18 protein-coding genes are annotated in these 24,187 nt (G+C 60.0%); 10 read left to right on the forward strand and 8 right to left on the reverse strand.

Features of this window, described 5'->3' with window-relative positions; translation table 11 throughout:
- Nucleotides 1–49: 49 nt before the first annotated feature.
- Genes ccmE through ACO05M_RS06215 form a run of 3 tightly spaced genes read left to right on the forward strand, consistent with a single transcriptional unit; the run spans nt 50 to nt 3,043 of the window.
- A complete protein-coding gene (gene ccmE, locus ACO05M_RS06205; protein WP_114697153.1) occupies nt 50–517 on the forward strand; it encodes a cytochrome c maturation protein CcmE in 468 nt (155 codons plus the stop codon).
- A gap of 6 nt (nt 518–523) precedes the next feature.
- A complete protein-coding gene (locus tag ACO05M_RS06210; protein WP_421868961.1) occupies nt 524–2,479 on the forward strand; it encodes a heme lyase CcmF/NrfE family subunit in 1,956 nt (651 codons plus the stop codon).
- A 24-nt stretch (nt 2,480–2,503) separates the two neighbouring features.
- A complete protein-coding gene (locus tag ACO05M_RS06215) occupies nt 2,504–3,043 on the forward strand; it encodes a DsbE family thiol:disulfide interchange protein (protein ID WP_114697151.1) in 540 nt (179 codons plus the stop codon).
- 1 nt (nt 3,044) lies between these two features.
- Here the strand turns inward: ACO05M_RS06215 and ACO05M_RS06220 are convergent, their stop codons facing one another.
- Nucleotides 3,045–4,619 carry an AAA family ATPase gene (locus ACO05M_RS06220; RefSeq protein WP_421868964.1) on the reverse strand — a complete coding sequence of 525 codons (1,575 nt, stop codon included), beginning with the start codon at nt 4,617–4,619 and terminating at the stop codon, nt 3,045–3,047.
- Nucleotides 4,620–4,666: 47 nt separating this feature from the next.
- Between ACO05M_RS06220 and mrcB the strand changes: the two genes are divergently transcribed.
- From mrcB to ACO05M_RS06255, 7 genes are all read left to right on the forward strand, one after another.
- Entirely contained in the window at nt 4,667–7,009 is a 2,343-nt protein-coding gene (gene mrcB / locus ACO05M_RS06225) for a penicillin-binding protein 1B (protein WP_421868968.1), read from the forward strand.
- Between the two features lie 37 nt (nt 7,010–7,046).
- Complete coding sequence (locus ACO05M_RS06230; RefSeq protein WP_421868972.1) at nt 7,047–7,637, forward strand: tetratricopeptide repeat protein; 591 nt, start codon at nt 7,047–7,049, stop codon at nt 7,635–7,637.
- 104 nt (nt 7,638–7,741) lie between these two features.
- Nucleotides 7,742–8,320, forward strand: coding sequence for an anthranilate synthase component II (locus tag ACO05M_RS06235; protein WP_421868976.1), 579 nt, complete (start codon nt 7,742–7,744; stop codon nt 8,318–8,320).
- 81 nt (nt 8,321–8,401) lie between these two features.
- Nucleotides 8,402–9,424, forward strand: coding sequence for an anthranilate phosphoribosyltransferase (trpD, locus tag ACO05M_RS06240; RefSeq protein WP_421868979.1), 1,023 nt, complete (start codon nt 8,402–8,404; stop codon nt 9,422–9,424).
- 30 nt (nt 9,425–9,454) lie between these two features.
- Nucleotides 9,455–10,264: an indole-3-glycerol phosphate synthase TrpC gene (gene trpC, locus ACO05M_RS06245; protein WP_421868981.1), complete on the forward strand. Its 810-nt coding sequence runs from the start codon at nt 9,455–9,457 to the stop codon at nt 10,262–10,264.
- Between the two features lie 63 nt (nt 10,265–10,327).
- A complete protein-coding gene (locus tag ACO05M_RS06250) occupies nt 10,328–10,750 on the forward strand; it encodes an OsmC family protein (protein WP_421868983.1) in 423 nt (140 codons plus the stop codon).
- Between the two features lie 38 nt (nt 10,751–10,788).
- Nucleotides 10,789–11,004, forward strand: a complete 216-nt coding sequence (locus ACO05M_RS06255; protein WP_421868986.1) for a hypothetical protein — start codon at nt 10,789–10,791, stop codon at nt 11,002–11,004.
- Between the two features lie 125 nt (nt 11,005–11,129).
- Here the strand turns inward: ACO05M_RS06255 and ACO05M_RS06260 are convergent, their stop codons facing one another.
- The 7 genes from ACO05M_RS06260 to ACO05M_RS06290 all read right to left on the reverse strand — a co-directional run bounded on the left by ACO05M_RS06260 (nt 11,130) and on the right by ACO05M_RS06290 (nt 24,181).
- A complete protein-coding gene (locus tag ACO05M_RS06260) occupies nt 11,130–11,711 on the reverse strand; it encodes a gamma-glutamylcyclotransferase family protein (protein ID WP_421868989.1) in 582 nt (193 codons plus the stop codon).
- A gap of 50 nt (nt 11,712–11,761) precedes the next feature.
- On the reverse strand, nt 11,762–12,730 hold the full coding sequence (hemB, locus tag ACO05M_RS06265) for a porphobilinogen synthase (RefSeq protein WP_421868992.1): 969 nt from the start codon (nt 12,728–12,730) through the stop codon (nt 11,762–11,764).
- A 129-nt stretch (nt 12,731–12,859) separates the two neighbouring features.
- Nucleotides 12,860–14,899 (reverse strand): methyl-accepting chemotaxis protein, encoded by a 2,040-nt coding sequence (locus tag ACO05M_RS06270; protein WP_421868995.1) that lies wholly within the window; start codon nt 14,897–14,899, stop codon nt 12,860–12,862.
- Nucleotides 14,900–15,157: 258 nt separating this feature from the next.
- Complete coding sequence (locus ACO05M_RS06275) at nt 15,158–19,948, reverse strand: NAD-glutamate dehydrogenase (RefSeq protein ID WP_421868998.1); 4,791 nt, start codon at nt 19,946–19,948, stop codon at nt 15,158–15,160.
- A gap of 461 nt (nt 19,949–20,409) precedes the next feature.
- The gene (gene hemL, locus ACO05M_RS06280) at nt 20,410–21,690 is read right to left on the reverse strand and encodes a glutamate-1-semialdehyde 2,1-aminomutase (RefSeq protein WP_421869001.1); all 1,281 of its coding nucleotides are present in this window, start codon (nt 21,688–21,690) and stop codon (nt 20,410–20,412) included.
- 119 nt (nt 21,691–21,809) lie between these two features.
- A complete protein-coding gene (gene thiE / locus ACO05M_RS06285) occupies nt 21,810–22,436 on the reverse strand; it encodes a thiamine phosphate synthase (protein ID WP_421869004.1) in 627 nt (208 codons plus the stop codon).
- A complete protein-coding gene (locus ACO05M_RS06290; RefSeq protein WP_421869007.1) occupies nt 22,436–24,181 on the reverse strand; it encodes a chloride channel protein in 1,746 nt (581 codons plus the stop codon). The genes thiE and ACO05M_RS06290 overlap by 1 nt, the downstream gene beginning before the upstream one ends.
- Between the last annotated feature and the right edge of the window lie 6 nt (nt 24,182–24,187).

Below are 24,187 nucleotides of genomic sequence, written 5' to 3' on the forward strand. Positions count from 1 at the left end.
GTAAACCTGGATGACCGAGCAAGAATTCTAGTTTTTGAGGTAGTTGAAGATGACCCCCAAACGCAAAAAACGACTGGCACTCGTGCTGTCTATTGTCGTGGGTGTGAGTGCCGCCGTCGGTTTGTCGCTCTATGCGCTGAATCAGAACATCAACCTGTTCTTTTCACCGACTCAGATCGCCAGCGGTGAAGCACCGATCGGCCAACGGATCCGTGCCGGTGGCATGGTGGTGGACGGCAGTGTCAATCGTGACCAGCAGAGCCTGAAGGTTAACTTTGGTCTGACCGACTACGAATCCGACATCACCGTTGAATACACCGGCATCCTGCCCGACCTGTTCCGCGAAGGGCAGGGTATTGTGGCGATGGGTGAAATGAACGAGCAGGGCATCTTTGTAGCGTCTGAAGTGCTGGCCAAGCACGATGAAAACTACATGCCCCCCGAAGTACAGGAAGCCCTGGACGCAGCCGGTAAGACGGCTGACGGTCAGGATGCAACACCTAAGGCCGGAGGTTAAGCGCCGATGATCCCCGAGTTTGGTACCTTCTCGCTGATTCTAGCGCTGTGCCTGAGTATTGCCCTGGCGGTCGTGCCGCTGGTGGGCGCCAGTAGCGGAAACGCCCAGCTGATGGGTTATGCCCGTCCGTTGACTGCCGGAGTCTTTGCGCTGCTGACCTTCAGCTTTGGCTGTCTGTTTTACGCCTTCTGGACCGATGACTTCTCGGTCCAGTACGTCGCCAATCACTCCAATACGGCGCTGCCGCTGGAGTTCAAACTCAGTGCGGTCTGGGGCGGCCACGAGGGCTCGCTGCTGCTGTGGCTGTGGATCCTGGCTTGTTGGACCTTCGCGGTCAGCATCTTCAGTAAAGAGATGCCACAGGAGATCCTGGCGCGAGTGCTGGCGGTGATGGGGATCATCATCATCGGTTTCGGCCTGTTTGTACTGCTGACTTCCAGTCCGTTTACCCGTTACCTGCCTAATTTTCCGGCCGACGGCGCCGATCTGAATCCACTGCTGCAGGATCCGGGACTGATCTTCCATCCGCCGATGCTCTATATGGGCTATGTGGGCTTCTCGGTGGCGTTCGCCTTTGCTATAGCGGCGCTGTTGAGCGGTAAGTTGGATGCGGCCTGGGCGCGCTGGTCGCGCCCCTGGACCAACGTGGCCTGGGTATTCCTGACTCTGGGTATCGCGCTGGGCAGCTGGTGGGCCTACTACGAGCTGGGTTGGGGCGGCTGGTGGTTCTGGGATCCGGTTGAAAACGCCTCCTTTATGCCCTGGTTGATCGGTACCGCGCTGGTACACTCGCTGGCGGTGACCGAGAAGCGCGGCGTATTCAAGAACTGGACCCTGCTACTGGCGATCTTCGCCTTCTCGCTGAGCCTGCTGGGTACCTTCCTGGTGCGTTCCGGGGTGCTGACCTCGGTACACGCCTTCGCCACCGACCCGACCCGCGGTATGTTCGTGCTGGTGCTGCTGGCGATCACCGTCGGTGGGTCGCTGTTGCTCTACGCCCTCAAGGCCCCTAGCGTGAAAAGCGATTCCAACTTCACCCTGGTGTCGCGTGAAAGCTTCCTGCTGGTCAACAACATTATCCTGACCGTGGTCTGTATCACCGTACTGCTGGGTACCCTGTACCCGCTGATCGTTGACGCACTGGGTATGGGTAAGCTGTCGGTAGGACCTCCCTATTTCAATGCCTTCTTCGTTCCGTTCATGAGTCTGCTGACGCTGTTTATCGGTGTCGGTACCCTGTCGCGCTGGAAGCGTAACGGTGGTCAGATGTGGCGCACCCTCGGTGTTATCGCGCTGCTCTGTGTGCTGGCCGGTGTCGCCACTCCATTTGTCTACGCTGGCGCAATGGACTGGTGGGGCGCGTTGGGCGGTGGGCTGATGGCCTGGGTGCTGTTCATCTCGTTCCGTGATGTGATGAACAAGGTCGCCAACAAGAGCGACAAGCTGGCGGCGGTATTCAAACTGTCGCGGGCGTTCTGGGGCATGGTGCTGGCCCACATCGGCGTCGGTATCACCATTGTCGGTATCACCATGGTGACGATCTACAACGACGAACGTGATCTGCGGATGGCGATCGGCGATACCATGACGTTGGGTGATTACAGTCTGACCTTTACCGATGTGCGTAAAATCGAAGGTCCGAACTTCGTCAGTGATCAAGGGGTGTTCGAAGTCACCCTGGATGGTCGTCCCTACACGACACTGGCCCCTGAGAAGCGCTTCTACACCACCACCCGTCAAATCATGACCGAAGCGGCGATCGATCCGGGCCTGTTCCGTGATCTCTATGTGGCGCTGGGTGAAGAGTTGGAGGACGGTGCCTGGGCGGTTCGGTTCCAGTTCAAGCCGTTTGTGCGCTGGATCTGGCTAGGCGCCATCTTTATGTCGATCGGTGGCCTGCTGGCAGCGATGGACAAACGTTACAGTCGTAAACGGATGGGCGCTGCTAAAGCGTCCAGCTGATTCGAGTTTGGAGTAGTTAAGATCATGAATACGCGCCGTGCGTTACTTTTTATTCCGATCATTCTGGCGCTTGTACTCGGGGCGTTCCTGTTCAAGGGGCTTTCGCTGAACCCGCGTGAGCTGCCGTCGGCACTGGTGGGGAAACCCTTTCCGGCCTTTGAACTCAGTGCCCTGCAGGATCAGGCCAAGCAATTGACCAAGGTGGATCTGCCTAAGCAGCCTCATCTGGTCAATATCTGGGCGACCTGGTGTCCGTCCTGTAAGGTCGAACACCCGCAGCTGCTGAGCATCGCCCGCGATGACAACATTCCTATCGTGGGTTTGAACTACAAGGATACCGCCCCGGAAGCCCAGAAGTGGCTGCGGGTGTACGAGAACCCTTACGTGTTCAACATCTTCGACCCCAAGGGCAAGCTGGGTTTTGATCTGGGTGTCTACGGCGCACCGGAGACTTATATCGTCGATGCCAAGGGCATCGTGCGTTATCGCCACGCCGGTCCGATCGATGTCGAGACCTGGAAGACCATGCGCAATATCGTGCGCGACCTCGAGCGCGAGGGATAAGCTAATTCCGACTTAACAGTCTCAAGCAGGCTTCGACCTGCTCCGGTCGGTCGGTATCGATCTGGATACTGACCGCCGCCTCCTCCTCTGATAGCGGCTCCCGATTCTGCAGCTGCTGCTCCATCACCGCCACGGTAGCCTCCGATGGATCCTGGCTTGATTGCCGGATTTCGATCCGTTCGGCCAATCGGGATGCGTTGGCATCGCAGCACAAGATGTTGACCGACCAGCCATGCTGCCCGGCTTGTTCGATAAACGGACGGCGTTGATCCGCCCGGAGAAGAGCAGCATCGATAATCACATCGAAGCCCTGTGCCATCAGGCTGGAGCAATCCACAAGCAGCTGTCGATAGGTGGCCTGGTTGAGGCTATCTCCGTAGCGGGGCAACTCCGGTTGCCGTTGATGCAACTGTTTGCGGAGTCGATCCGATCGAAGACGCAGCCAGGGTTGCTGGTCCAGTAACTGTTGCGACAGCCAGCTCTTACCGCTGCCGGAAGGCCCTTGCATCAATACCAGTCGTCCCCGATCCGTGTCTGGTGTGGATTGCAGCAGTTGTTCCGCCAGTTGCAGGTGTTGCAGCAGGTCGTCCCGTAGCGCGGGGGGCAGTGGCAGACCCGGCTCGCCGCTGCTCAGCAGGCTAACCTTGGCCCGTACCATCGCGCGGTAGGCCATATACAGGGGCATCAGGCTGGCGCCGGTGTAATCCGGATTCTGCTCCAGGTAGCGATTCAGCAGTTGGTAGCTCAGCTGACGATGGCCGCGCAGTTGCAGATCCATCAACAGAAAAGCCAGGTCATTGAGCGGATCGAGCCAGCGATAACGCGGGTTGAATTCGATGCAGTCGAACGGGCAGGCGCGACCGTCCACCAGGGCTATGTTGCCCAGGTGTAGATCGCCGTGGCATTCGCGGATCAGGCCCTGATCCTGGCGTTGCTGCAGCAAGACCTGCTGGTCGGCGAAGCGCTGTCGATACTGTTGTTCTACCCGGTTCAGCCGCTGCAGCAGATCCGACTCATCGGCCTCGAGTCGCTCAAGATAGGGACGGCACTGGTCAAAGTTCTGCTGCATCACGTAGCGCACGGTTTCTACGCTGCCCAGACCTGGCTCGGGCAGGGCGCTGGGGGCCTTGGCATGAATCTCGGCCAGCTCGGTGGCCAGTTGCAGCAGTTCGGCTTCGGGTAGCCGATGCTGTAGTTCCAGCTCGCTCAGCAGTTGTGGCTGATCGAACTGGCGCATCTGCACCCCATAGTCGAGGGCCTGCGGATCGAGTGGCTCGGATTCATCGACGTTGACCCGTTGGGGGGCCTGAGGGGTACCGATGATTTTAACCAGCCCATGGTAGAGCGCGGGTGAAAAACGTCGGTTTAACCGCAGCTCGTTAAGGCAGTCATCGAAGCGTTTTTCCAGCGTGGTAAAGTCGAGAAAACCGAAATCGACCGGTTTGCGGAATTTATAGGCGTAAGGACCGGTCAATAGCACCCAGGAGATATGGGTTTCGATCAGCTCGAAGGTTGTGATCGGATGCTCGAATCGTTGCGGATGCTGCAGATTGTTGATCAGTTCGGCACTCGTCATCTCGGTCAGTTCCCATTCATTCAACAGAGTCGATTATACTGCGCGCCATGGCGAAAAAGAGTGTTAAATCAAAAGCGGCCGCTGCTAAAGCCGGCAAGGCTAAGAAATCCGGACAGCGTCGGTCGCTGTGGGGTTTGCTGTTCAAGTTAGGGCTGGCGCTGTCGGTATTGGCGGCGTTGGGGCTGGTCTATCTGGATGCCAGTATCCGCAGCAAGTTCGAGGGCAAGCGTTGGGCGTTGCCGGCCAAGGTTTATGCTCGACCGCTGGAGCTCTACGCCGGTCGGGATCTGCGCGCCGATGAGTTGGCGATCGAGCTGAAGCAGCTGGGCTATCGAATGGTCGATCGTCCGCGTCGTCCCGGCGAAGCCAAGGTTCAGTCCTGGCGGGTCGAGCTGGTCAGTCGTGGGTTTGAGTTTGCTGACGGTGCCGAACCGTCACGACCGTTGGACCTGCGATTCGGCGATGGTCGGTTGCAGACACTCAGCAGCGGCGGGCGCTCGTTGGCGGTCGCCCGGTTGGAGCCGGTGCTGGTCGGTGGAATCTATCCGGCCGATAACGAGGATCGAGAGCTGGTTAAGCTCGATCAGGTTCCCGAGACGCTGGTGCAGGCGTTGATCGCCGTCGAAGACCGCAATTTCTACACTCACCACGGGATCTCACTGAAGGGGATCGCGCGGGCTATGTGGGCCAATGTCCGCGCCGGTCGCCTGGTGCAGGGCGGCAGTACCCTGACCCAGCAGCTGGTGAAAAACTACTTCCTGACCAGCGAGCGAAGCCTGGCACGAAAGCTGACCGAAGCGCCGATGGCGATGCTGCTGGAGCTGCACTACAGCAAGGACGAAATTCTTCAGGCCTACCTCAATGAGGTCTACCTGGGGCAAGCCGGCTCGCGAGCGATTCACGGTTTTGGATTGGCCAGTAATTACTACTTCGGTAGGCCACTCGACAGCCTGTCGGTAGATCAGCTGGCGTTGCTGGCCGGCTTGGTCAAAGGGCCGTCCTATTACGACCCGCGCCGCCGACCTGAGCGGGCTACTCAGCGCCGTAATCTGGTGTTGAAGCTGTTGGGCCAGCAGGGCCTGATCAGCGAAGCTCAGGCAGAGCAGCTCAGTCGCCGACCGCTGGGAGTAGTGGCCAAGAGCAGCCTGACCAAGGGGGCCTTCCCGGCCTACCTGGATCTGGTCAAGCGCCAACTGCGTAAGGAGTACCGCCAGGAGGACCTGTCATCCGAGGGGTTACAGGTGTTCACCAGTCTGGATCCGATCGTACAGCGTCAGGCCGAAGCGAGCCTTAAGCAAGTCACGGCCCGGTTGCAGAAACATCACGGCAAAAAACTCAAGGGGCTGCAGGGCGCGATGGTGGTGGCCAACAGTCAGACCGGCGAAGTGGTAGCCGTGGTTGGTGATCGCGAACCACGCTATCAGGGCTTCAACCGGGCGCTGGATGCGATCCGGCCGATCGGTTCGCTGGTCAAACCGGCCGTCTATCTGGCAGCGTTGGAACGGCCCGAACAGTACACCCTGTCGACCCCTATTGAAGATCAGCCTTTGCAACTTCAAAACCCGGACGGTTCGGTCTGGAGCCCCAATAACTTCGATAAGAAAGCCCATGGTCGGGTACCGCTGCACCAGGCGCTATCGCGCTCCTATAACCTGGCCACTGCAAACCTGGGGATGGATCAGGGTATGGCGCGGGTGATCGATGCGCTTGAACGACTGGGGGTACGGCGTGATATCAAGCCCTATCCGGCAACCTTACTGGGCTCGTTGAGCCTCAGTCCGTTGGAGGTATCGCAGCTATACCAGACCATCGCCGCTAACGGTTTCGAGACCCCGCAGCGAGCGATTCGCTCGGTGCTGACCGCCGAGGGTTCGCTGCTGTCGAGTTATCCGTTTGAGCTGCAGCAGCAGTTTGATCCGGCACCGATTCATCTGCTGCAGTACGCGCTGCAGGAAACCGTACGGGAAGGGACCGCAAAGTCGCTCTATCGACGCTTCCCCGGTTCGCTCAATATGGCCGGTAAGACCGGTACCACCAACGATCAGCGCGACAGCTGGTTTGCCGGTTTCACCGGCGACTACCTGGCGGTGGTCTGGCTGGGTCATGATGACAACCGGCCAACCCCGTTGACCGGCAGCAGTGGTGCGTTGAAGGTCTGGGCCGAATTGATGGCCAAGCTGCGTCCGGCCAGCTATCAGGCGGTACCGCCGCCCAATGTTGAATACCTTTGGGTTGATGAAAGCCTGGGCGCGCAGACCGAGCAGGGCTGCCCGAATGCCCGTCTGATCCCGTTCATCGCCGGGTCTGAACCGCAGACCAAGCACAGTTGCGGCCTTCAGGCTCCGGTACAGCGGGCCTCCGACTGGTTCCGGCGCTTGTTCGGGGGTTAGCGTCGGGATTAAACTGAGGTTTTGCCCGGAACCGAAGATGAAACCGCTTTTATCCCAATCGCTGCCGCTGAACCTGTCGTCGGCTCTGCTGCTGATGTTGTTTCTGGTGGGCTGTGCGGCTCCGAACTATAACGTTCCGATCGAAGATCGCAGCCAGCGCAGCGCCGGTTCGGTTCCTCCCTCGACGCGTATCGACCCTCCCGCCTCCACGTACACGCAACCGGACAGCTCACAACCGAGTCGCCCGCAACCCGCTGAGCCGGCCCGCAGCTACCCGGTTGAACCGGTCGAACCCATCGAGTCGATCACCCCTAGCGTACCGCAGCAGGCACCGCCCAGTGCGGTGACCTATGGCGGGCCGTCACCGGCGCTGTTGGCGTTGATGGAGAAGGCCGATACCCTGGAGTCCCAGGGTGATATGCGAGGAGCCCTGGCCCAGCTGGAACGCGCCCAGCGGATCTCGCCGCGGGATCCGATGGTGTACCTGCAGCTGGCCCGTTTGCGACTGCATATGAATGATCGTGCACGGGCGCAGCAGTTGGCCCAACGGGGTCTGTCCCTGGCCGGCGGCGATCCGGATCTGACCGCCGCTTTCCAAGCCCTGCTGGCGGAGTTGAAGCGCCGTTAGTCGGCTTGGGCACGGACTCGCATCTACCCGATAACTGCGACATAATGACCGGCCTTTAACCACAGCCGTAACGGCCGGACAGCCCGCGATAGATAGGTTTACCCATGCTGCTGATGATCGACAACTACGACTCCTTCACCTACAACGTGGTGCAGTATTTTGGTGAGTTGGGGGCCGATGTGCAGGTCTACCGCAACGACGAGATCAGCATCGAGAAGATCGAGGCGCTGAACCCCGACCATCTGGTGATCTCTCCCGGTCCCTGTACTCCGAATGAGGCCGGGATCTCGATGGAGGCGATCATGCACTTTGCCGGGAAACTGCCGATTTTGGGGATCTGCCTGGGGCATCAGAGCATCGGCCAGGTGTTCGGCGGCGAGATTGTCCGCGCCGGCCAGGTAATGCACGGCAAGGTGTCCAAGGTGTTCCACCACGACAAAGGGGTGTTTCAGGGCCTGGATAACCCGTTCGATGCCACCCGTTACCACTCGCTGGTGATCGCGCAGGAGAGTCTGCCCGATTGCCTCGAGGTTACCGCCTGGACCGAGACCGAAGAGGGGCAGGTGGAAGAGATTATGGGGGTCCGGCACAAAACCCTCGATATCGAAGGGGTGCAGTTCCACCCCGAGTCGATCCTGACCGATCACGGTCACAAGATGCTGAAAAACTTCCTCGACCGCTGAGTGAAACCGACTCAGCCCGAGTAAGCTCGAATAAGCCTAATACCGACCCACGAAGCCAATAGCTCAGAAGCGGAGAAGCAGATGGAAATTCAGGCGGCGATCAAAGCCCTGACCGAAGGCGAGAGCCTAACTTCAGAACAGATGCGGTCGGTGATGCGTACCGTCATGACCGGCGAGGCAACCCAGGCTCAGATCGGCGGCTTCCTGATCGCATTGCGGATGAAGGGTGAGACCGTCGACGAGGTGGCCGGTGCCGCCCAGGTGATGCGCGAGCTGGCTTCCGGCGTGCAGGTCAGCGGTGATCATGTGGTCGATACCTGCGGTACCGGCGGCGATGGTGCCGGTATCTTCAATGTCTCCACTGCCGGCTCCTTTGTGGTGGCCGCCGCCGGGGGGCTGGTAGCCAAGCATGGCAACCGCTCGATCTCCAGCTCCAGCGGTAGCGCGGATCTGCTCGAGGCCGCCGGAGTGAACCTGGGACTGTCGCCGGAACAGGTTGGCCAGTGTATCGAACAGCTGGGTGTCGGTTTTATGTTTGCGCCGGCTCACCACAGTGCCATGAAACATGCGATCGGCCCGCGTCGTGAGATGGGGGTACGCACCGTATTCAACGTGCTTGGCCCGTTGACCAATCCGGCCGGAGCGCCGAATCAGGTGCTGGGTGTGTTCAGCAGTGACTGGGTGCGGCCGTTGGCGGAAGTGCTGCAGCGCCTGGGCAGCCGTCACGTGATGGTGGTACATGCTGAAGATGGTCTGGACGAGATCAGTATTGCCGGGCCGACGCTGGTGGCCGAGCTGAAAGACGGTCAGATCAGTGAGTACACACTGACGCCGGAGCAACTGGGGCTGAATAGCCAGCCGCTGGATCCGCTGGTGGTCGAGAATGCCGAGCAGTCGCTGGTGCTGGTTCGCGACGTGCTTTCCGGCAAGGCCGGTGCCGCCGCCGATATCATCAAACTCAATGCCGGTGCGGCGATCTACGTGGCCGGGTTGGCCGAGTCGCTGCAGACCGGTGTCGACAAGGCCGCTGCGATCTTGCAGGACGGCAGCGCCGAAGCCAAACTGGCGGCGCTGGTGGAGCTGTCCAACCAGCTGGCTGAATAAGCAGAAAAACAGATAAGGTTACCGTTGTTGATGAATACCCCGACCATTTTGTTGAAGATCCTGCAACGCAAGCGTGAAGAGATTGCCGAGCGTAGCGCCAAGGTATCGATCGAAGATCTGTACCGTCAGATCGAATCCCAGCAAGCCGACGACTGGTACGCTCCCCGTGGGTTTGTCGCGTCGATGCGTAGCACCATTGCTGAGGGACGTTCGGCGGTAATCGCCGAGGCCAAGAAAGCCTCGCCCAGCAAAGGGGTGATTCGGGAGAACTTCGATCCGGCCGCGATTGCGCAAAGCTATCAAAAGGGTGGTGCCAGCTGTCTGTCGGTGCTGACCGATGTGGACTTCTTCCAGGGTGGCGATGCCTACCTGCAGCAGGCCCGACGCGCCTGCGCGCTACCGGTGATCCGTAAGGACTTTATTATCGATCCCTATCAGGTGGTCGAAGCCCGTGCTTTGGGTGCAGACTGTATCCTGCTGATCGTTGCGGCGCTGGATGATGCCCAGCTGAGCAGCTTGCATGACCTGGCCGTTGAGCTGGGCATGGATGTGCTGATCGAAGTGCATAATGCCGAAGAGCTGCAACGGGCTCTGAAAGTGGACGCCAAACTGGTCGGTATCAACAACCGCGACCTGCATAGCTTCGAGGTTAGCCTGAACAACACCTATCAGCTACTGGATTCAATTCCGGCTGACTGTCTGGTGGTTACCGAGAGCGGCATTCTCAATCGTGACGATGTGCAGGCGATGCGGGACCATGATGTCCATGCCTTCCTGGTCGGTGAGGCCTTTATGCGGGCCGATGAGCCGGGCAGCGAGCTGAAGGCGCTATTTGCTTAAGCGCTGAGCCAACCAAAACCGAACACTTCCAAACCGAATAATTAAAAGAGCAGAATTCCTCGTATGAAAGTCAGCATCAATTGGGGCGGCGACGCCCGCTTCGACGGCACCACCGGCACCGGCCACACCTACACCATGGATGGCCCGGAGGATCACGGCGGCAAGAATCAGGGCGCCCGACCGATGGAGATGGTACTGCTGGGACTGGGAGGTTGTTCCAGTTTCGATGTGATGAGCATCCTGAAGAAAACCCGTCAGGATGTGGTCGACTGTCGTACCGAGATCGAGGCCGAACGGGCTGACGCGGTACCGGCGGTATTTACCAAGATCCATCTGCACTTTGTCGTGTCCGGTCGCAAGCTCAAGGAAGCCCACGTCAAGCGGGCCGTCAGCTTGTCGGCAGAGCAGTACTGCTCTGCGTCGATCATGCTGGAGAAGGGTGGTGTGGAGATCAGCCACAGCTACGAGCTGGTCGAGGTCGAATAAACCTTCCGAGTACCCTGGAATAATCCCAAGGACTATCGATGCAAAAGCAATTGCAAAAGACGCTGAAGTCACAAGCGGGTTTCAGCAAAGGCGAAATCATCGTCATCCTGTTCACCCTGGCTGTGCTGACTTACACCTATGTGTACCTGCCAAGCCAGGAAGAAAAGCAACAGCCGGCGGTTGAACAACAGCAAACCGAGCAGCTGGAGAGCCAGAAGGCTGACGACCAGCCAAGTGGTGTTTCAACCTACTGAAGCTGGTTCGAACCACCAGTGATACCCGCTGCGATAGGCGTCGTTCGAATCCGGGCGACGCCGGATTGCGGTTCCTATTAGCGCCCTGGTGCGTATCGCACTGCCCGGTCCGGCGCTCAATTCAATCAAATCCTCCAGTCGATCAGTTTCGCTTCCAGCAGTTCGTGCTGACAGCGGCGATGATCCGGATGATCAAGCGGTGCCATTTGTTGATAACTGAGCTCGGCCTCGGGACGCAGGTCCTGGCGGCTCGGCTGGGTAGCCAACTGCTGTTGGTAATGACGGGGAAACCCCAGATAACGCGCCCCCTGGGTGACCAGTGCCAGGTACCAGTCAAACGGGAGCAGTGTTGTCTTGATCAAGGCCGGTTCGGCAAGGTAGGTAAAGCCTTCCTGCCGCTGCCCATCGAGATCCAGCCCAATGGACAACCGTTGGTAGCCCCCTTCAATGCGATCGAGTAGTGGAATCTGATCGGCAGGAATCTGGAACAGGGCGCCGAAGCTGGTATGGCCGGGAAGTTCGGTCAGGGTGCACTTGCCGCTGCCGTCTCGGCTACGCTTGGAGAAATCCAAGCGTCGGTCGGCAATTTCGACTCGAGCCACTAGGGTGCATCGGCTCAGGCGGGCGCCAAGGCGCTGTGGGTGTAGGTTGGAGCCGTAGGCCAGGTAGAGTACTTGGCTGGCGGGGTGGCGCATGGAGCTATTCATATAAAGGCCCTGTTGCCGTTGATCAGCAACAGGGTAACAGCTGCGGGTCGTTACTGCTTCAGCAGCTTGGCGGCATCCAGCGCGAAGTAGGTGATGATCAGGTCGGCACCGGCGCGCTTGAACGCGACCAGGCTCTCCATCATCACCGACGGTCCGTCGATGGCGCCGGCCTGGTGGCCGAACTGGATCATCGCGTATTCGCCGCTGACCTGGTAAACCGCCAACGGCTTGTGGGTGTGCTGGTGAATATCGCTGAGCAGGTCGAGGTAGGCGATGCCGGGTTTGACCATCAGGATGTCGGCGCCCTCTTCGACATCGCGCAGCGACTCAGCCAGTGCCTCGCGGCGATTGCCGTAGTCGAGCTGGTAGCTGTCGCGGGTACCGTTGAAGTTGCTGTCGACCGCTTCACGGAACGGGCCGTAGAAGTTGGATGAGAACTTGGTGGAGTAGGACATCACCGGAATATGCTCGAAGCCGTTGGCGTCCAGTGCTTCGCGGATCGCCGCGATCATACCGTCCATCATCCCAGACGGAGCGATCATGTCGACCCCGGCACGGGCTGCGGTCAGCACCTGCTTCTGCAGATTGGCCAGGGTGGCATCGTTGTCGACGTCGTGGTCGCAGATCACGCCGCAGTGGCCATGCTCGGTATATTCGCAGAAGCAGTTGTCGGAGATCACCACCATCTCCGGCGCGGCTTCCTTGGCGCTGCGGATCATCCGCGCCAGCAGGCCGTCTTCGTTCCAGGTGTCGGACCCGATCGCGTCCTTGTGGTGTGAGATGCCGAACAGGATTACCGATTTGATACCGGCGTCCCAGGCTTGCTGAACCAGTTCCGGCAGCTGCTCTTCCGGATAGCGGCTTACACCGGGCAGAGTCTTGATCTCGACCGGCTCGCTGATCCCTTCCTCGATAAAGATCGGCAGGATCAGGTCGTCGACGGACAGTTGAGTTTCACGGACCATATCGCGCAGCGCGCTGGTGCGACGCAGGCGTCGAAAACGGTGGGTTAGTTGCATACTCGAATCCCTAACATGACTAGAGCCAAGGCGTGGAATCGGCCTCGACACGGTTGCGAGCATGGTAGCAAAAACCCGGTGGCAGCGGCCAGCAGGCCGCTGTCTAGCAGTGGCTCAAATTGAGCTTACTCAAGCCGTTCCGGGGTTGGATTTGGATTCCGATACTGCGCTGTTCGGCGGCAGTTTGAAGTGGTTGATCAGGTCCTGCTGCTGGTGCGCGATATCGACCAGCTGTTCGCTGGCATGGGAGACCTGTTCGGCGCCGCTGGCGGTATCGCCGGCATCCTGGTTGATGGTCACCAGCGTTCGACTGACCTCTTCGACCGCCACCTTCTGCTGGGTGGCGGCTTCGGCGATCTGGGTGCTCATGCGGTGGATCTCGGCGGTGGCCTGATCGATCTGCTGCAACGCATCCCTTGAACTGTCGGCACTGCTGACACACAGGCGCGACTGCTCGACGCTGTCGCTGATCACATCGCTGACCCGGCGGATGCTGGTCTGCATATTCTCCACCATCTGCTGGATTTCGTGGGTCGAGTTCTGGGTGCGGCCGGCCAGTTTGCGAACCTCATCGGCGACCACCGCGAATCCACGGCCGTGCTCACCGGCACGGGCGGACTCGATCGCGGCGTTCAGCGCCAGCAGGTTGGTTTGCTCGGCGATATCCCCGATCGTGTCCAGGATCGAATCGATCTGCTGACCGTAACTGCGTAGCTGGTCGCTGTCCTTGACGGCGGACTCGAGCGCCTTGCTCTGCTGTTCGATCCGTTCGTGGGTGTGTTGGACCTGCTCGGTGGCATCGCTGCCCAGCTGGTTGCACTGCTGTACCGCTACCAGGGTGCTTTCGGCATGGCTGGCAACTTCGGCAACGGTGGATTCCAGCTCGGCGGCGGCCGAGGAGGTCAGCTCCAGCTGCTGACTCTGGCTGGCCATCGAGTCGGTGGTGCTGCGGCTGATCTCGGCGTTGCTCTCAGCCACCCGGTTCAGTTGATCGGCGCCGGCACTGATCTGATTCAGGGTGCTCGAGAGTTGATCGACCAGGGTGTTGAGTGCGCGGCCCAGACGACCGAATTCATCATCCTGCTTCTGTGGGAAGCGGACCTGCATATCGCCTTCGGCCAGTTCGGCCAGACGGGTCAGGGTCTTGCGCAGCGGTCGGGAGATGGCCCTGACCGATGCCAGACTGGTGACGATGGCCAGCAGGGTCGCGCCGATCAACAGGGCGATGATCAGCATCTGGCTGACCTGACTGGCCTGGTCGGCTTCGATCTGCAGTGCCTCGGAGCGCTGCTGAGCCAGCAGGCTGAGTTGTTGGGCGGAGTCCTGCGACTGCTGCAGCAACTGCTCGGTGCGGTGCAGTTGTTGCTCAAGCTGTTGTGCCCCCAGGTAGGCTTGACGGTAGAGCGCAGTCAAACCGTTGTCGGAATAAAGCTGCTCGTTCAGATCACGGATCAGCACCTTGACTCGTGCGCTGCTGCTATCGACCTGCAGTAGTTCGTCGAACGCGCTTTGCAGCTCGCCCTTGGTATCGTTGAGCTCTTCTTCCAATGCCGGGAAGTCACCGCTTTGCTGATAGTTGATCAGCTGGCTTTTGTGATCGTTGGTGGCGCGCATCAGGCTGCGGGCTTCGCCTAAGGCGGCGTTGGGGTTGCTGGCGGCGCGGGAGATATATTGCTGGCCCCAGTTACTGAGGCTGTCGATCTGACGTTGGAAGCGACTCTGCTTTTGCTTCACTCGCAGCAGGGCGCTGATCTGCTGTTGATGCTGGGCCATCAGCTCGGCCGCCGCGCTGGCGTATTCAGCCTTGATGCTGGCGGTCTGGCTGCTCAGTTGCTGCAGTTGGGCATCATCACCGACCAGTTGAAGCAAACGCTCCTGTTGCTGATCGAACAGCACCAGTTGCTGTTCGAACTGTTGCTGCATCTGCTCGCGCATCTCATTGTCGGCGCCTTGCTCGGCCAGCAGTTTCAGAATTGCGATACCGGCCTGCTGCAGCGAGATTAATTGGCCGGAACTGGCATCGCTGAGCGGAAGCGAGCGCTCGGTGATCTGGTGCAGACGTTGATTGATATGGCTGCTGCCCCAGAGTCCGCCGCCGCCGACGACCAGAATCGAAATGACCAGCAGGGTGAAACCCAGGGAGATTTTTTGAGTCACTGAGAACGACATGAGCAGTGCCCCTTAACAGTGGTGTAATGTTGTTATTATCTCGTCCGACGGTAGAAGCTGACCGGGTAATGTTCAACGAATTTCGCCGAAAAACTGCCTTTGGCTCTATAAAAAGATCGAACTGGCACCAAGAATGAACTCTGATCCGGTAGGCCGACACAGGTATTTCTCTGCCCGCCCTGATAGCGTAGTCGCTGCACAAGTTCACCGGTAAAAAAAACGCCCCGAATGGGGCGTTTTGGCAGGGAGATCGAAGGATCAATACAGCAGGCTTAGCTCCCGCACCGCGACCGACAGCATCGACAGGTTGGGCGCATCCTGGCTGTTGACCTCATCGCAGGTGGACTGGAAGTGCCTGAGCAGGTTCTGATTGCTTTGCTGCCACTGGTTCAAGCGTTCAGCCACGCTCTGATCCTGGTCGGTGCTGTTCAGTAGCTTGGCGACCGTGCCGGCCAGCCCTCGATCCAGTTCGTCTTCCAGACTGACGCGGGCTTTGCGTTCCCACAGATCGTTACCCGGCAGGGCTTCGATATGATCGCGCAGCTGCCAAAGTCCCAGCTCTTTCTCCAGCAGGATGAAGGCTTCGGTGGCCGGTAGTTCACCCTGACCGGACTGATGGGCCAGCATCACGATATCGAGCGGATAGTAGAGCCGTTCGAGCTGCTTCAAACTGTCGGGAAGACCCGCTTCGTCGACCAGCGCGTCCCTCGGGTTGGCTTGCTGCTGTGTGCTCAACAGTTCCGGCAGTGCCTCAAGAACCTGTTTCACCCCATCGCGGTAGAGTCCACGCATCCGAGCGATCGACAACGGGGCGCTGTTGTTGCGCAGCAGCCAGAGTGCCGAGCGTTTCAGAACCTGCTGCAGTTCCAGCATCAGGTCGCTGAACAGGTCGTTGTCGAGTCGCACTTCGGCGTCTTCCAGTTGCTGCCACAGCGTCGGAATATCGAGGATATCCCGGGCCGCCAGCAAGGCTCGAACCGCATCGAGCGGATCGCAGCGGGTCTCCTCTTCCAGGTAGTGGATGATGGTGGAGCCGAAGCGGTTGCCGATCAGGTTGGTGATATGGGTGGCGATCAGCTCACTGCGCAGCGGATGCTGATCGAGCTGTTCCGGGTACTGCTGCTGGATCGGTACCGGGAAATAGCTCGGCAGCTCCTTGGCCAGGTCTTCGTCTTCGCCGATCTGGCCTTCGATCAACTGATCGAACAGACGCAGTTTGCTGTAGGCCAGCAACACGGCGATCTCCGGTCGGGTCAGGCCGGCACCGCTACGGGACAGCTCTTCAAGCTGCTCGTCGGTGGGCAGGAATTCCAACCGACGCCGCAGTCGGCCTTCGCTTTCGAGCATATGGATCAGGCGGCGGTGATCGTCGATCAGGTCGGCGCTGCGACGACGCACCAGGCTCAGAATCTGACTCTGGTGATAGTTCTGCTGCAGCACCAGCGAGGCTACCTCGTCGGTCATGCTGGCCAGCAGTCGATTACGCTGTTTGGCGGTCAGATCCTGGGCGGCGACTTCCTGGTCGAGCAGAATCTTCAGGTTGACCTCGTAGTCAGACGAGTGAACCCCTCCGGCGTTGTCGATCGCGTCGGTGTTGAGCAGGCCGCCGGCACGGGCGTATTCGACCCGGCCGCGCTGGGTCATCCCCAGGTTACCGCCTTCGCCGACGATCTTGGTGCGCAGTTCACTGCCGTTGATCCGCAGTGCATCGTTGGCGCGGTCACCGACCATGTCGTTGGTTTCCGCTTCGGATTTGACGTAGGTGCCGATACCGCCGTTCCAGAGCAGATCGACCGGGGCTTTCAGGATCGCCTGGATCAGCTCGTTGGGCGCCAGCCGCTTGGCGCTGATATCCAGCAGCTTGCGAATCTCGTCACTGAGGGTGATCGACTTGGCGGCGCGGGAGAAGACACCACCGCCGCTGCTGATCAGCTCGGCATTGTAGTCCTCCCAGCTGGAGCGGGGCAGGTCGAACAGGCGCTTGCGTTCATCCCAGGAGGTTGCCGGATCCGGATCGGGATCGATAAAGATGTGCAGGTGGTTGAAGGCAGCCACCAGTTTGGTCTGCTTCGACAGCAGCATACCGTTGCCGAACACATCGCCGCCCATATCACCGATACCGACAGCGCTAAACGGTTGGGTCTGACAGTCGATGCCGCGCTCCAGGAACAGGCGCTTGACCGACTCCCAGGCGCCGCGGGCGGTGATGCCCATCTTCTTATGGTCGTAACCGTTGGCGCCGCCGGAGGCGAAGGCGTCACCGAGCCAGAAGCCGTACTCGACCGAGATCCGGTTGGCGATGTCGGAGAAGGTTGCGGTGCCCTTGTCGGCGGCGACCACCAGGTAGGGGTCATCGTCGTCGTAGCGAACCACGTTCTCCGGCGGGATGATCTTGCCGCCCTGGCGGTTGTCAGCCAGATCGAGCAGGGCGCGGATAAAGGTTTCGTAGCAACGGATCCCTTCCTCCATCATCGCCTCGCGGGAGTGGGTCGGCAGCTGCTTGGGCACAAAGCCGCCCTTGGCGCCGACCGGCACGATCACGGCGTTCTTGACCATCTGGGCCTTGACCAGGCCCAGCACCTCGGTGCGGAAATCCTCGCGCCGATCCGACCAGCGCAGACCGCCTCGGGCGACCTTGCCGCCGCGCAGGTGGACCCCTTCAACCCAGGGGGCGTAGATAAAGGTTTCATATTTGGGCCGCGGTTGCGGGGCGGCCGGGATCGAATCGGTGTCCAGTTTGAAGGAGGCGTAACCCTTCGGGGTCAGACCATCGGCTTCGACCTGGTAGAAGTTGGTCCGCAGCATCGCCTGAATCACGCTCAGGTAGTGGCGCAGAATCCGGTCCTGGTCGAGGTTTTCCACCGCTTCCAGGGCCTCGTCGATCGACTCGATCAGCATCTTGCTGCGGTCGTCGCGATCGTGGCGCATATCGGGGTCGAAACGGGTTTCGAACAGTTTGACCAGGTTGCGGGCCACATGGGGGTTGTGACTGAGGGTCTCCTCCATGTACTTCTGCGAGAACGGGATCGCCAGCTGCAGCAGGTATTTGCAGATCGCCCGCAGCACCATCACCTGGCGCCAGCTCAGCCCGGCGGCGATCACCAGCTCGTTGAAACCGTCGTCCTCGATCTGGTTGTAGTAGCTGCGGGTGAAGGTCTCCTGGAACTGCTGTTTCAGGTGGCTGTCTTCCGGGTCGAAGCTGCCGGCCACCGACAGGCGGAAGTCGAGAATCCAGAATTCATCCTCGTTGCTGCAGTTGATGCTGTAGGGGCGGGCGTTGAGGACCCGGACTCCCATGTGCTCCAGAATCGGCAGCACATCGGACAGGGCCAGGCTGTCACCGGCGCCGAGGACCTTGAAGTGGAGGCTGTCGAACTCCTCCAGCGGGCGGTACAGGTAAGTCGACAGTTCGCCCGGCTTCAGCTCGGCCAAGCGCTGCAGGTCGGTGACGGTACGGCGTGGGCTGAAGTCGTCGCGGTAGGCCACCGGCATGGCGTTGGCGAACAGTCGCAGTAGCCGGTTGGCTTCGGCTTCGCCGGCTTTTTCCGACAGTGCGGCGTGGAGCTGGTCCTGCCAGGAGGCCATCGCCTCGTTCATCCGGGCCTCGAGGGCTTCGATATCGACCGCCTTCTCGTGGGCGTTGTGACAGTGCACGGTGAACTGGATCTGGGCCAGTGCATGGTCGCTCAGGCGTACGGTGAATTCGCTGGCGTGGCCGTCGAAGGCTTCCAGCAGAATCTGGCGCATCTTCTGGCGCAGTTCGGTGTCGTAATGATCCCGCGGTACCAGAACCTGGGCGGTGATGTAGCGATCGTAGGTGTCGGGCCGCAGGAATAGCCGCAGTTGGCGACGCTCTTCGCACTCCAGCATCCCCAACAGGATCTGTTCCAACTGATCGTATTCGGCCTGCAGCATCTCGTCACGGGGGAAGGTGGTGACCAGGTGGCGCAGGTTCTTTCCGCTATGGCTGTTGGGGGTCAGATGGGCCCGCTCAAACAGCTTGGAGACCTTGCGGCGCAGCAGCGGTACCTGTTCCAACGGCACGCTGTAGGCGGTGGACGAGTAGAGACCGTAGAAGCGCCATTCGCCCAGTACCTTGCCGTCGGCGTCGATCTTCTTGACCCCGATTCGATCCAGGTAGGCCGGACGCTGGACCGTGGAGCGGCTGGTGGATTTGGTCAGCACCAGCAGGTCGGGCTTGAGGGCCAACTGTCCGAGATAACCGTCGAGTTGGATCTGCTGCTGATCCTCGGGCACGTCCCGAAACAGGCCCAGGCCGCTGTCCTGTTGGTAGCGTAGGGTCTGGCTCTGTTTGCCCTGTTCGAGTTCGTAATAGCGGTAACCGAGAAAGACGAAATGATCGTCCAGCAGCCAGTTCAGAAACGCCAGCGACTCCTCGGCTTCATCGCTGTCGGGGTGGCGTGCGTCGGTGCGGCTCCAGTCGATCGCCTGGCGCAGGGTGTCGCACATCTGGGGCCAGTCCTCGACCGCCTGACGAACCTGTTGAATCACCTGTTCGACCGTTTCGATCACCTGACGGCGGGTGTCTTCGTCCGGCTGGTGATCGATCTCGATCCGCATCAGTGCTTCGGCTTGCGATTTGTCGCTGCTCTGGTTCAGCTCCAGCAGCTTCTTCAGTTTGCCCTGCTTGTCACGCTCGACCTGGATCACCGGGTGGGTGATCTGGTGAATGGTGATACCGGCGTTATCCAGCGCCAGCGAAATACTGGCGACCAGGAACGGCATGTCATCGGAGAGGACTTCGAGAATACTGTGGGTGCTGTGCCAGCGGTGATCTTCCGGGGTCGGGTTGTAGAGCCGAACCAGTGCCTGTCCCTTGCGTCTTTGCTGGAGAAGATCCCACAGACACAGAATCGCGCCGTAGAGATCTTCGGTGGCGAGTCGGGCGATCTCCCGGGATACGCTGCAGCTGTAGTACTGGCTGGCCAGCTGCTGGGCGTCCAGGACGCGGTTTTTGGGCAAGCGTTTAGCCAGTAATTCCTGGACGTTGACGATTTCAGGGTGTTTGGCTTTTACCGATCTGTTCATGGTTGCAAGGGCCGTGTTGTTGTTATCAGCGTTATCGGGGTTATTGAAAAACAAAACACCGGGGGAACCGGTGTTTGAACTTTAGTACAACTATTTGATTTGAAAGTGTATCACCTGACTATTTTTGGCCAACCGAAAGCCTGCCGATCATGGCTGTGAATATTTCACGATGCCCTGAGAGGGTTCTCGGCTTGTTGCGCAGATGCAGCAAAGGTTGGTGGACGGATCGTTGATCGAAAAGACTAAATTGGTGTCGCTTGGGTGAAAAAAATACTGCGCAAATAGGTAGGGCTGGTGGAATGTGCAGTAAATGCCGGGAAAGCTGGCGGGAATCGCTTGTTGCGTCGCAACGTGAGGTTGATTCATGTAGCGGTACTGAGGCGTCAGAAAAGCAAAAAAAACCGGGTAGGGAGAGGCCCCTTACCCGGTTGATTCGGCGCTTAACCGCGCAGCGTTCTGGCTCAGATCGAGTTCATGATCTTCTCGGCCGCATCCAGAGTCGCCTGGATATCTTCGTCGCTGTGGGCGGCTGACATAAAGCCGGCTTCGTAGCTGGCCGGGGCCAGGTAGACGCCTTCGTCGAGCATGCCGTGGAAGAAGTGGTTGAAGTGCTCGGCGTTGCAATTGATCGCCTGCTGGAAGTTGACCACCTTCTCGACATCGGTGAAGAAGGCGCCGAACATGCTGCCGACATGGTTGGTGGTGAACGGAATACCGGCTTTCTCGGCGCGCTGACGCAGGCCTTGGACCAGGGTTTCGGTCTTCTCGAACAGCGGCTCGTAGAAGCCGGGCTGAGTGATCTGTTCCATCTGCGCCAGACCCGCCGCCATCGCAATCGGGTTACCGGACAGGGTGCCGGCCTGGTAGACCGGGCCCAGCGGAGCAATCTGCTCCATCACGTCGCGACGACCGCCGAAGGCACCGACCGGCATACCACCGCCGATGACCTTGCCCAGTGTGGTCAGGTCGGCCTTAACGCCGTAATGGCCCTGGGCACCTTGCGGGCCGAGGCGGAATCCGGTCATGACCTCGTCGATGATCAGCAACGCGCCGTACTGGTCACACTGCTCACGCAGGGTCTCTAGGAAGCCGGGGATCGGCGGTACGCAGTTCATGTTGCCGGCCACCGGCTCGACGATGATACAGGCAACCTGCTCACCGATTTCGCTGAAGGCCTGACGAACCCCTTCGATGTCGTTGTAGGTCAGGGTCACGGTGTGCTGGGCCAGACCTTCGGGAACACCCGGCGAGCTGGGCACGCCCAGGGTCAGAGCACCGGAACCGGCCTTGACCAGCAGCGAGTCGGAGTGGCCGTGGTAGCAGCCTTCAAACTTGATGATCTTGTCGCGACCGGTGAAACCACGGGCCAGGCGGATCGCGCTCATGGTCGCTTCGGTGCCGGAGTTGACCATCCGCACCAGGTCGACATTGGGCAGCATGTCGCAGATCTTGGCGGCCAGTGTGGTTTCGATCTCGGTGGGGGTGCCGAAGCTCAGCCCCTTCTGCATCTTGTCCATCACCGCCTTGGTGATCGTGGGGTGGGCGTGACCCAGAATCATCGGGCCCCAGGACAGGACGTAGTCGATATAGCGCTTACCATCGGCATCGTACAGGTAGGCGCCCTCGGCGCGATCGACAAACACCGGGGTACCGCCCACGGCCTTAAAGGCACGAACCGGGGAGTTAACCCCACCAGGGATGTACTGTTTGGCTTGTTCGAACAGCGTGTCAGATCGGGACATGAAGATACTCCAGTAAAAAGTCGTAACAGCGTATACGTTGGTTCTGTGTTCGGATGGTCGCCTATGAAATCATGCCTGAATCAGGCACAACATGATCTATGTTAGGCATTGCCGGTTGCTTAAGGGCTTTTGGCGTCGAAGCAGGCGTTCAGGCACTGGGCACTGGCCTGTACATCGGCATGGCCAAACAGATCTCCAATCACGGCGATCATATCGGCGCCCTGTTCAATCAGTTGGCCCGCATTATCCCTGTTGATGCCGCCGATCGCCACTATCGGCACCGACAGTTGTTGTTTTGCCTCGGCCAGCAGCTTCATCGGCGCCGGACGGGCGTCGGGCTTGGTCGCCGAAACGAAAAAAGCACCGAAGGCCACATAGTCGGCTCCGCCCTGTTGGGCCTGTTGTGCCAGCTCCAGCGAGTCGTGGCAGGTGATGCCGATAATGGCGTCGCTCCCCAGGTGTTGGCGGGCCTGTTCGAGGCTGCCGTCGGTCTGTCCCAGATGAACGCCGTCGGCGCCACTGTCCAGTGCCAGTTGGACATCGTCATTGATCAACAACGGACGCTGGTAGCGCCGGCACAGCTGCGCCAGCGCTTTGGCCTGGCGCAGGCGTTGATCGGCTTGGTCGGATTTATCCCGGTATTGGACGATCGCCGCGCCGCCGCGCAATGCCTGCTCGACCTGATCGAGCAGGGTGGCGTCCGGTGTCAATGTCGCGTCGGTGATGGCGTAGAGACCCTGTAGCATTATTCACTCTTGTTGTTGCTGAAGTGGTGGTTGATATCGCTGCGCAGCAATAGCCCTATCGGGCTGTCATGTTCATCGACGAGGCAGAGCGCATCGCGGTTTTTCTCGTTCATTCGGGAAAGCGCCTCCTGCAGGGTAGCGCGAGCACTGAGGAGGCTCACGTCATGGCGCAGGCCCGGTAGTTCCAGCAGATCTATCGGCTCATTGGTCTGCTCAAGCTCGGTATGGCTTTCCCTATGCTGTTGCAGAAATAAGGCGAGATCGGCCCTGGCGAGGGCGGCGCTGGGACCGCGCTGACCATTGATCAGCAGCCATTCGTGGGGTTGGGCCGCCAGCTTCCTGGCCTGGTCAAGCTCGATCAAGCGAGGGCTGCTCGGCGGCAAAGGTTGCATCAGGCTGAGCGCGGCGGTGCGCTCCAGAAAGCGTTCGAGCGGTGCCCGGCGCCAATCCAGTCCCCGGCTGAGTAGCAGCGCCTGAAAGGCGGAGCCCTGGCGGAAACAGTAGCGGTAGGTGAGGGTGGCGGTGATGATCGCCAGCGCACCGGGAAAGATAATGTTCGGATTCAGGGTCAGCTCCAGCAGGGCCAACAGTGCCGCCAGTGGAGCCTGGAGGGTGGCGGCCATCATTGCGCCCATGCCGAGCATGGCATAGAGGGCCTGGCTGGAGACGGTTTCAGCAGCTGAGGTATGGCCGATAATCCCCAGCGCGGCGCCGGCGGCGGCACCGATAAACAGAGTGGGGCCGATCAACCCGACCGGTACCCCGAGTCCGATCACGACGGCGGTGATCAACAGTTTGGCCAGCGCCAGCGCCGCCAGCCAACCAATGGCGCCCTGCCCATTGAGGATGGTGCCGATGCTGTCGTAGCCGACCCCCATGATCTCCGGCACCACCAGTGCCAGCAGACCGGTTAACAGGCCGGCCAGTTGAAGACGAATAAACAGCGGCGGCTTCTGCCAGCGGGCGGTCATGACCAGTACCCGGCTGAACAGCACGGCCAGTAAACCGACCACGATCCCCAACAATAGAATGTAGGGAACCTCTTCGAGTCGATGGATATCCAGCGAAGCGACGGCGAACACCACGTCATCGCCGAGGGTTAGCTGTAACAGCAGGGTCGCGGTGACGGCGGCGACCATGACCGGAATAAACCCAGCCACGGTGTACTCCATCATCACCACTTCCATCGCGAAGATAATGCCGGCGACGGGGGTGTTGAAGGCCGCGGCAATGGCCGCGGCTGTACCGCAGCCGACCAGGGTGCGCAGGCTGTTATTGGGTAAGCGCAGGTACTGGCCCAGCAGGCTGGAGGTGCCGGCCCCCAGGTGGACCGCCGGGCCTTCGCGCCCGCCCGAGTGACCACTGGCCAGGCTGATGACGGCGGCGACAAATTGGATGATCAGATTCGGTAGCGGTAGTCGGCCCTGGTGATAGCTCAATCGCTCCAGAACATGGGGAATACCGACTTTGGCGTAGGGCGCAAAGCGCCATAGCAGCAGTCCGAGCAGCAAGCTGCCGAGCAGGGGAAGGCTGAACCGAACCCAGGCCGGAAGAGCCTCGAAGTTTTCCGGATCGCCTCCCGGTAGAAACCAGGTCAGCGGGGTACTGAGCGCATGATGAAACGCCAGCATCACCAAACCGGTGACCAATCCTGACAGCAGCCCGATCAGCAGCCATTGCGGCAGCGCATCGGTATCCCCGAGGCGAAGCCGAAAATGGTTAAGACTCAGGGAGTTCATGCGCATCGGGAG

It is taken from the genome of Motiliproteus sp., assembly GCF_965230735.1.
Taxonomy (GTDB): Bacteria; Pseudomonadota; Gammaproteobacteria; order Pseudomonadales; family Balneatricaceae; genus Motiliproteus.